A 9,146-nucleotide genomic window follows, 5' to 3' on the forward strand; every position below is an offset into this window, starting at 1 on the left:
GCACGAGCCCGGCGTCCCCTCCGCAAAGGAGCCCGCCTTGACCACCCCGACCTCTTCGAACTCCGGCCACAAGGGCGGGGCCGGTCCCCTCCTGGACGTCCGCGACCTCGTCACGAGCTTCCACACCGACCGTGGCGTGGTGCACGCGGTGCGCGACGTCAGCCTGAGCGTCCGGGCGGGCGAGACACTGGCCGTCGTCGGCGAGTCCGGCTCCGGCAAGAGCGTCACCGCGATGAGCCTGCTGCGGATGGTGCGCTCGCCGGGCCGCATCGACAGCGGCCAGGTCCTCTTCCGAGGCCGCGACCTGCTGCGGTTGGACGAAGAGGAGATGCGTGCGGTGCGCGGCGCCGGGATCGGCATGGTCTTCCAGGACCCCATGTCGAGCCTGAACCCCCTCATGCGCATCCGCGACCAGCTCGTCGAGGCGATGCGCGCACACGGCAAGTTCACCGGCGGCCAGGCCCGCGCACGTGCGGTGGACCTGATGGGACTGGTCGGCATCCCGGATCCGGACGCCCGACTGGCCGACTACCCGCATGCGTTCTCCGGCGGCATGCGGCAGCGTGTGCTCATCGCCATGGCGGTGGCGAACGAGCCGGACGTCCTCATCGCCGACGAGCCGACCACCGCGCTCGACGTCACTATCCAGGCGCAGGTGCTCGACCTGCTCACGTCACTGAACACCGAACTCGGCACCGCGGTCGTGCTGATCACGCACAACCTCGGGGTGGTCGCCCGCGTCTGCCGCCGCGCCGTCGTGATGTACGGCGGACGGATCGTCGAGGAAGGCCCGGTCGAGGACCTGTTCTACGGCCCCCGCCACCCGTACACCCGCGACCTGCTGGCGGCGACGCCCCGGCTACGCGCCGACCGGAACACCCCGCTGGTACCGATCCCGGGGCGTCCGCCGGATCTTTACCTGGCCGGCGCGGGCTGCCCGTTTGCGGACCGGTGTGCGCACGCCGACGGTCGTTGTCACACCGAACGGCCGCCGCGACGCAGCGCCCACGACCGTTCCTGGGACTGCTGGCTCCCCGCTGACGGCGGCCTGCCCGACGTAGCTTCCTCCCGGAAGCGCGACGTCGGGCCGATACGCCTCCGTGCCGCCGGGCGGGACGGAGGGGAGGTGTTGTTGTGCCTCGATGACATCACCAAGTCCTTCGCGGGCCGTGGCCGCCGCTCCCCCGCGGTCAGTGCGCTCGCCGGCGTCGGTCTCGACCTGCGCCGCGGCGAGACCGTCGGGCTCGTCGGCGAGTCCGGCTGCGGCAAGTCCACGCTGGCCCGCATCGTCCTGGGGATCGAGCGGCCCACCACGGGCACCATGCACTACGCGGGCCGCGACGTCAGCCAGCTCGACCGGCGGGGACTGCGCGAGCTGCGCCGCAAGGTGCAGATCGTCTTCCAGGACCCGTACAGCTCCCTGAACCCCCGGATGACGGTCGGCCAGTCGCTCGCCGAGCCGCTGCGGCTGCACGACCGGGCCGGTGCGAAGGGCATACACGCCGCGGTCGGCGAGTTGCTGGAACTCGTCGGACTCGACCCGTCTCTCGCGCCGCGGTACGCGCACGAGTTCTCCGGTGGGCAGCGTCAGCGCGTCGCCATCGCCCGCGCGCTGGCCGTCGGCCCCGAGATGGTCGTCTGCGACGAGGCCGTCAGCGCGCTGGACGTATCCCTGCAGGCACAGGTTCTGAACCTCCTGTCGGACCTGCAGCGGCGGCTGGGCCTGACGTATCTGTTCATCGGGCACGACCTGGCAACGGTCCGGCATGTCTCCGACCGCATCGCCGTCATGTACCTCGGCCAGATCGTCGAGGTGGGGACAGCCGAGCAGGTCACGGCCGACCCGCAGCACCCGTACACCGCCAGCCTGCTGTCGGCGGTGCCCGAGCCCGATCCGCGTCTCGAACGGGCCCGGAAGCGCATCGTGCTGGCCGGGGACGTGCCCAGCCCGACCGCGCCGCCTGCCGGCTGCCGATTCCACACCCGCTGCCCGATCGGGCCCGGGCGTCTCCCCGGCCGTGCGATCTGCCGTGACGAGCGCCCGGCCCTCCGGCCGACGGCAGGCGGCCAGTTTGCCGCTTGTCACTTTGCGGGAGAACTGCGTCTCGGGGGTCAGCCAGGGAAGGACCAGCCTACGGGCCCGGCGGTAACGGGATCGCGGTGAAGATGCCGTCGGGATCGAAACGTGCCTTGGCTGCCAGAAGCCGCTGCGCGTTCGGCCCGTAAGCGTCGGCGATCTGGTCGTGGGCGTCGGGGGCGAGCAGGTTGGGGTAGCCGCCGGGCAGCGCGTGCTGCTGCAGGAGCCCGGACGCTGTGTCGGCCCACTCGCGGTGCGGCCCGTTATCGTCCGCCCGCCAGGAAGCGATGATCTCGACCATAAAGTGCTCGCGCCGCTCTGCGAACGCGGTGGCCGTCGCGGGCACCCGCGCCGCGGTGCCGTGCAGGTGGTGCATGGCGATGGCACTCAGCGGAGACGTGCGCGCTTCGGTCGAGGTGATCAGGGACTCGACGGCGCCCGATGTCAACGTGGGCAGCGTCCGGGTACGCAGCGCGTAGTGCCGGCCGTCGGGGGCGAACGCGTCGTCCACCCACTGCAGCAGCATGGCGTACGGCACGGCGTTGAACACAGCGGATTCCGGCCTGCCCAGATTCTCGATCCGATGGAACCAGTGTGCGCCGTCGTGGGAATCGCCGCTCCACGTCAGGTTGACGAACAGCCGGGGCCCATCGTCCGGTGCGCTCATCAGGAGGGGCTGGGAGGTCAACGCATCGGGCGCGTCGGCAACGAGGCCCGCATAGGCGGCGAGCACGTCCGCCGCCTGCGCCCACGGAAACACGACCGAGCCCGCGAGCACCTTGGCGAAAGGGTGCAGGCGCACGCGCATCCTGGTCACCACCCCGAAGTTTCCGCCGCCGCCGCGCAGCGCCCAGAAAAGCTCGGGCTCGTGGTCCGCGTCGGCCGTCACCACCCGCCCGTCGGCGAGCACGACCTCTGCCGCGAGCAGATTGTCCAGCGCCAGTCCGGCCGTCCCCAGCAGCGGAGCGTAGCCGCCGCCCAACGTCAGCCCGGCCATGCCGACCGTGCTCGCGGTGCCGGTCGCGGGCACGAGTCCGGCGAGGGCCGAAGCCGCGATCACGTCCGCGGCGGTCGCTCCACCCTCGACGGTGGCCACGCCGTCCTTGACCACGACCTTGCGCATGCCTCGCAGGTCGATCACCAGTCCGCCGGAACGGATTGCACGCCCCGCCCAGTCGTGCCCGCCGCCCAGCACGGACACCGGCAGATCAGCCGCCCTGGCTTTCTGGAGCGCGTTCCGCACGTCATCGCTGTCGGCGCATCGGTACACCTCAACCGGCTGGTGGATTACGGCACGATTCCACACTGAGACTTGTTCTGTCATGATTGCATCGTAATTGAGACTGCGCTTCCATCAATTTACTCCGATCACCGCGTGATTTAATCCGGGGCACGCCCCCAAGGATGTCAAACCACGTGCGGATTGCCATTGGCGGAGCCGATGCCACCGTCCACCCGAAGGTGTGCGCCGTTGACGAATCGGGCGTCGTCGCTGGCCAGGAAGGCGATGACCGCAGCGATCTCGGCCGGTTCACCGGGCCGCGCCAGCGGCATCCGATTGCGGAATGCGGCCAGAGCCACCTCGTGTTCCAGGACGGGGGCGGTCATTGCGGTAGCGGTGAAGCCCGGATGCACGGCGTTTACCCGCACTCCCTCGCCGCCGTGGTCCAGAGCCATCGCGTTGGTCAGGTTGACCACCGCGGCCTTCGACGTGTCGTACGCGGCGATCCCCCAGTCCGCGCCCAACCCCGAGGTCGAGCCCACGTTGACGATGCTGCCGCCGACGGCGCGCAGATGCGGAAGTGCCGCCCGGGAGGCGAAGAAGACACCGTCAACGTTGGTCGACATGGTGTGGCGCCAGGCATCCGTGCCCACCTGCTCGACGGTTCCCGGGCAGAGGACCGCAGCATTGTTGACGAGTGTGTCCAGCCGGCCGTGCTCATGGGCTACTTCCTCGATCAGCTTGGTGATTCCCCACTCGTCCGACACGTCGACGAGCCGGCCTATCAGTTTCGCGCCGCGTGGCGCCTCGGCCAGCACCGCGTCCAATTTCGCCTGCGTCCGCCCGGCCAGCACGACCGTGGCCCCTTCTGCACCGAAGCGATACGAGGCCGCTGCCCCGATTCCGGACCCACCGCCGGTGACCACAACGACCTTTCCCTGGAATCGCCCGTCACACATGCTAGGAACTCCCCACTTGCATTCGCCGACAGATCAACTACGCCGATCTAATACCAAATCGGCGTCCCGGGCCACCACGAAAAGAGAAAAGCGGGCCGGATAAATTACCGGAATAAATGCCCGGTGCGCGGGCGACGCCGCGTACTGCCGTCGGCAGAGCCACACGGGTAGGGTGACCGCACAGATGAGCGCACACGGAGGAGGGGAACGCGATTGTCGGCAGCCCGGGAGGCCGTGACGCTGCGTGACGTGGCCGCGCTGGCGGGTGTTTCCATCCGCACCGTCTCGAACGTCGTCAACGGCAGCGTGCCGGTCCGCACGACGACTCGGACACGGGTGCAGGACGCGATCGCGCGGCTTGGCTACCGCCCCAACATGGCCGCCAGAAGGCTGCGTTCGGGCCGGTCGCACGCCATCGGCCTGGTCCTCCCGGACGTGACCATTCCGTACTTCCGGGAACTGGCCGACGCCGTGCTGGCGGCGGCCCGGCATCGCCGGATGGCCATCGTCGTCGTGCAGACGCACGGCGATCCCGGGCGGGAACGCGCCGTGCCGTCGAGCCCCCGGCTCAGGCACGTGGACGGCGTCATCCTGGCCGCCGTCTCCCTGACTGAAGAGGATTTCCGGGCGTTGCCGCGTTCGCTGCCGGTGGTGCTGGCCGGCGCCTCCGTACGGTCGCAGTCGATCGACTCCATCGCGGCGGACACCCATGCCGCGGGCCGCAGCGTCGCCCGGCACCTGCTCGCCCGGGGGCGGCGGTGCCCGGCGGTGATCAGGCCGGCGGACACCCACTGGCCCGCCGAGTACGACGCCCGCTACCGGGGGTTCGCCGCCGGCCTCGCGGACGCCGGCCTCGCTCTTCCGGACCGCCACGTCATCACGACCGACGTGAACTCCTTCGCAGCGGGGGCACACGCGGCGCAGGCGCTGTACCCGGAGCTGCCGGAGGTCGACGCACTCTTCGCCCTCGGGGACTCGCTCGCTCTGGGTGCACTGCGCGGCCTGTGCGTCACGGGACGCCGTGTCCCCCGAGACGTTGCCGTCGTCGGCTTCGGCAACATCGAGCACAGCGCGCACAGTAACCCCACACTCACCACCGTCGATCCGGGCCGACTTGCGATCGCCGAGCAGGCGGTGGCCCTGATCGCCGACCGCGTGGAGGCGAATTCCGCTGGCCAAGAGCGAGCGGGAACCCCCGACCTGAGGCCGCCGCGGCGCTTCACGGTCGACTTCCGGCTGATCGAGAGGGAGTCCACGCGTGTCGCTGGATGAGGGCGCGGCGCTGGCGCGGCGGGCTAGACCGGGGCGCGTCACGCGTATGCGCGACGTCGCCGAAGCCGCCGGGGTCTCCGTCAAGACGGTCTCCGAAGTCGCCAACGGCGTGGGACAGGTGCGGGAGAGCACGCGCCGCCGCGTGCTGGCGGCCATCGAAGAGCTCGACTACCGGCCGAATCCGGCCGCGCGGCGGCTCAACGCCGGACGGACAGGCGTGCTGACGCTGGCGTTGCCGCAGCTCGCGTCGGGCTTCCACGCCGCCCTTGCGTCCGCGCTCATCGACATGGCGGAACGCGACGGGATGGATGTCGTCCTCGAACCGACCGGTGGCGACCCGGAGCGTGAGCTGGAGATTCTGAGCAATGACTCGGGAGTCGCCGACGGAGCGGTCTTCGAGCCGGCCGGGCTCGACGGGGGAGCGGCGCAGATCGTCCCGGCGACACCCATCGTGCTGACGGGCACCCGGACGTTGGACCTGCCCGTCGACCACGTAGTCTCCGACCGCGGCCGGATGCTCGATGCGGCCGTAACGCTGCTGCGCGGCCATGGTCGCGAACGCGTCGTCCTGCTGGGGACGGGCGAATTGCTCCGCGTGCCGTCGCCCGCCGGGCGGCCGAACTCCGGTCCGCTCACCGACGCTTACCCTCGTGTGACGACAGAGGCTCTCACCCAAAGCGCCGGATACCGTGCGGTCGCCGACATGGTCAGCAACGGTGTGGCTTTCGACGCCCTTGTCGCGCTCGACGTCGCGCTGGCCCTGGGCGCGTTGCACGCGCTGCGGGACCGCGCCGTCACGGTGCCGGCAGACGTCCAGGTCGTCGGTGTCGGCAACGCTCTGGAGTCGCCCTTTTCGACACCGCGCCTTTCCACGGTGGAGGCCGATGTGATGGACATGGCCCGGCAGGCGTACAAGTGGGTGCTCGACAGGATCGCCGGAAACACCGAACCGCCGCGCCGGCACGACGTGCCGTTCGCCGTCGTGGAACGCGGGTCCTCCGGTCCCCACCGGGCCGGCCACAGGTGAGGCGGCATCCTGACGTCCCATCAATTACGTTTCCTTTCCCATAACGACCCCGGGGCGGTGCGCGGTGACCGAAATCATGATGCCGGGTGACGGGTTCCGCACACCGCGTTTACACCGGGGCGTCGAAATCGCCCTTCTTCTCACTAAGCCACATCCACGCTATCGGCTCTGAGATGTTCCCGTGGTGGGCGCATTAATCCTGCCCTCGCCGGCTTGCCGCGTGTTAACGCTGCGTGAAAGAACGGAAAGCATCACCGAGAAGGCTGAGTCCCCAGTCTCTTCCGAGGCATCCGAATACGCAGGACGGTAACCGTGGATCTCCCCGAGCTGACCGACGCCCAGATCCGCGCTTTGGACGGGCTCCGAAACGTCTGGCTTGCTCACGGCCTTGCGACCGGCGCCGCCGACCGCGCCGAAGCTGAGGCGGGCGTGGCCGACGCCTACCGCACAGTGGGGTTGGAGCCCCCGGCTCGGTTCCTCTGGTTCGGCTCGCCCTCGGCCGGCGCCATGTGCGCCGGCATACTGGCCGGCACCAGGGCCCGGCCCGGAGACCGTGATCACGTCTGGGCCCGGGTCCGGGAGGTCAGAGCACAGATGGAGGCCCAGCAGGTCCCCGATCACGTGGGCGTACCGGTCGCGGATCGGCTCTGGGATCAGGACCGGCTCTGGGGCCAGGTCCAGAACCGGTTGGGCGCCGGGGTCGGGGGTCACATCACCCACGTGGCCGCGAGGGACGAGGTGTGGTTCTGGGTGTGGGAGCACGTCCGTGCCCAGGTACGGGAGGAGATGGGGACCAGGGTCCAGAAGTCCCTGGCCGGACAACAGGACGCCGAATGGCTCGCGGCCTACGACTACTTCCGCACCCACGGCTCCGTGCTGGAGGCCGAACAACTCTCCGGCATCATGCGCGTCGCCCGGTCGGCGGGGCGATGGTGGCCCTTCGAGAACGTCGCCGTCCTCACCGAGCGCCCTGTCGCGCTGCACCGCGACAGCGAGGGGCGACTTCATCACAACGGCGGCCCCGCCGTCCTCTATCCCGACGGATTCGCCGTCTGGGCGTGGCACGGCGTGCGTCTCCCACGTCATCCAGTCCGGACGCGCCCTGCCATCAACCGCGCAGGCCGCGACTTCGAGTCCGAAGCGCTGGTCGTGCGCACCGACTACTCGGACGGCGACACCTGGCGGGAAGTGGTCAACCTATTCGAACAGCCCGACGGCGAGCGGAGGGTGGGCACACACATCGTCGACGATCCTGCCTTTGCCGGTGCGAGTCCGGATGAGGTGGTGTTGTCTGCGCTCGCCGGCGACCCGGGGCTCGAAGTGGTGTTCCTGGCCGATGCCGCCACGATGAAGTGGGACCACACCCTGCTCGCCGTCTCGACTAGAAGGCAGGACCTGGAGGACGAGGAGGATGAGGAAGGAGAGGAGGTTCCCTCCAAGTTCCGGCTGGGATCGTCGCTTGTCAATGAGGTCCACGTGAACCTCGCTATCGGGCACCTGAGTTTCTTCGGGTTCGCGTACGAGGCGGCGCGTCACCCGGATAACGTCCTTCGTTGGTGATCGGGTACACGGCTCAGCTCCGGCGCTCGAAGTTCCAGCGCTGAGTCCGCTCGTCGTTGCATTGCCACACCCGAACGTTGGCCCCGGGCACGTCGCTGCCGCCGTCGACGTCAAGGCAGAACCCCGTGCGCTCGGACACCAGCCGGTAGTCGCCCCGGCCCACGCCCTTGAGACGCCACCGCTGGGCCGGATGGTCGTTGCAGGTCCGCATCTCCACGTTGGCGCCCTTGTTGTCCGAGCCGGCGGCCACGCACAGGTCCCTGGCGGACAGCGTGTACACGTCGTTGCCGCGGTCACGCGCGGTAAACCGCTGCCCCGTCTTGTCGTTGCACGCCCACCGGGACACGTTCGTGCCGGACGTCGTGCCGGCCCCCATGCCCAGACATCCTCTGGGGCCGCTGTGCACCCGGTAGACCTCGCCGCTGCGCAGTACCGCCCTCGCGCCTGAGGACGTCCCGGTCAGCGGGGTCCCGGTCTGCTCGGCAGACTCGCCGCCGGCCTCTTCTTCGCCGGACTCCTCGGGAGGCGGTTCCCCGACTGTCTCCTCGCCCGGCAACGCAACGCCGGGATGCTCGGCCGCTTCCTCGCCCGGCTCGTAGACCGGCTCGGCCCCCTCGTCGGTCGGCGTGTTGCTCGGCGCGTCGGGCCACTCGTCTGTCGGTTCGCCGGTCGGCTCGTCACTCGGCGCGTCTGTCGGCGGGTCTGCCGACTCCTCAGCAGCACCTGACGGAGGCAGGGGAGCGGCGGGCAGATCCACGGCGGTCGGCCCACCGTCGTCTCCGGCGAACACGGTCGTCGCCCCCCATATGGACAGCACGACGACGCCCACCGCCGCCACGCTCCAGCCCGTCGAGGTGTACACCCGTCGGCTGGGGGTCAGCCCGCGTCGGGCCAGCAGTGGGCGGCGGGCGAATGCCTGGACGAGCCTCTGCGGCTGGCTCTGCCGGTTCTGCTGGTCGGGCCGGGTGTCGCTGGCGGGCTGCTTCGGGTCGTCTGGCTGCTTCGGGTGGTTGCGCATGGGTCGGCTCC

General features: G+C 70.1%; 7 protein-coding genes. 4 read left to right on the forward strand and 3 right to left on the reverse strand.

The annotated features are described in order from the left end of the window. Nucleotides 1-37: 37 nt before the first annotated feature. On the forward strand, nucleotides 38-2,164 hold the full coding sequence (locus O7599_RS05690; RefSeq protein ID WP_281620990.1) for an ABC transporter ATP-binding protein: 2,127 nt from the start codon (nucleotides 38-40) through the stop codon (nucleotides 2,162-2,164). On the opposite strand, the gene O7599_RS05695 is transcribed toward O7599_RS05690, so the two are convergent. Further along, nucleotides 2,133-3,401, reverse strand: a complete 1,269-nt coding sequence (locus O7599_RS05695; RefSeq protein WP_281620991.1) for an FAD-binding oxidoreductase — start codon at nucleotides 3,399-3,401, stop codon at nucleotides 2,133-2,135. The two genes, O7599_RS05690 and O7599_RS05695, sit on opposite strands and share 32 nt — an antisense overlap. A gap of 83 nt (nucleotides 3,402-3,484) precedes the next feature. Continuing rightward, nucleotides 3,485-4,258, reverse strand: a complete 774-nt coding sequence (locus tag O7599_RS05700) for an SDR family oxidoreductase (RefSeq protein ID WP_281620992.1) — start codon at nucleotides 4,256-4,258, stop codon at nucleotides 3,485-3,487. 213 nt (nucleotides 4,259-4,471) lie between these two features. On the opposite strand from O7599_RS05700, the gene O7599_RS05705 reads away from it, so the two are divergent. The 3 genes from O7599_RS05705 to O7599_RS05715 all read left to right on the forward strand — a co-directional run bounded on the left by O7599_RS05705 (nucleotide 4,472) and on the right by O7599_RS05715 (nucleotide 8,117). After that, nucleotides 4,472-5,530 carry a LacI family DNA-binding transcriptional regulator gene (locus tag O7599_RS05705; protein ID WP_281620993.1) on the forward strand — a complete coding sequence of 353 codons (1,059 nt, stop codon included), beginning with the start codon at nucleotides 4,472-4,474 and terminating at the stop codon, nucleotides 5,528-5,530. Further along, entirely contained in the window at nucleotides 5,517-6,557 is a 1,041-nt protein-coding gene (locus tag O7599_RS05710; RefSeq protein WP_281620994.1) for a LacI family DNA-binding transcriptional regulator, read from the forward strand. The genes O7599_RS05705 and O7599_RS05710 overlap by 14 nt, the downstream gene beginning before the upstream one ends. A gap of 312 nt (nucleotides 6,558-6,869) precedes the next feature. Next, nucleotides 6,870-8,117 carry a DUF6745 domain-containing protein gene (locus O7599_RS05715; RefSeq protein WP_281620995.1) on the forward strand — a complete coding sequence of 416 codons (1,248 nt, stop codon included), beginning with the start codon at nucleotides 6,870-6,872 and terminating at the stop codon, nucleotides 8,115-8,117. A 13-nt stretch (nucleotides 8,118-8,130) separates the two neighbouring features. Here the strand turns inward: O7599_RS05715 and O7599_RS05720 are convergent, their stop codons facing one another. Beyond that, nucleotides 8,131-9,135 (reverse strand): RICIN domain-containing protein, encoded by a 1,005-nt coding sequence (locus O7599_RS05720; protein ID WP_281620996.1) that lies wholly within the window; start codon nucleotides 9,133-9,135, stop codon nucleotides 8,131-8,133. Between the last annotated feature and the right edge of the window lie 11 nt (nucleotides 9,136-9,146).

It is taken from the genome of Streptomyces sp. WMMC500, assembly GCF_027497195.1.
Lineage (GTDB): Bacteria > Actinomycetota > Actinomycetes > Streptomycetales > Streptomycetaceae > Streptomyces.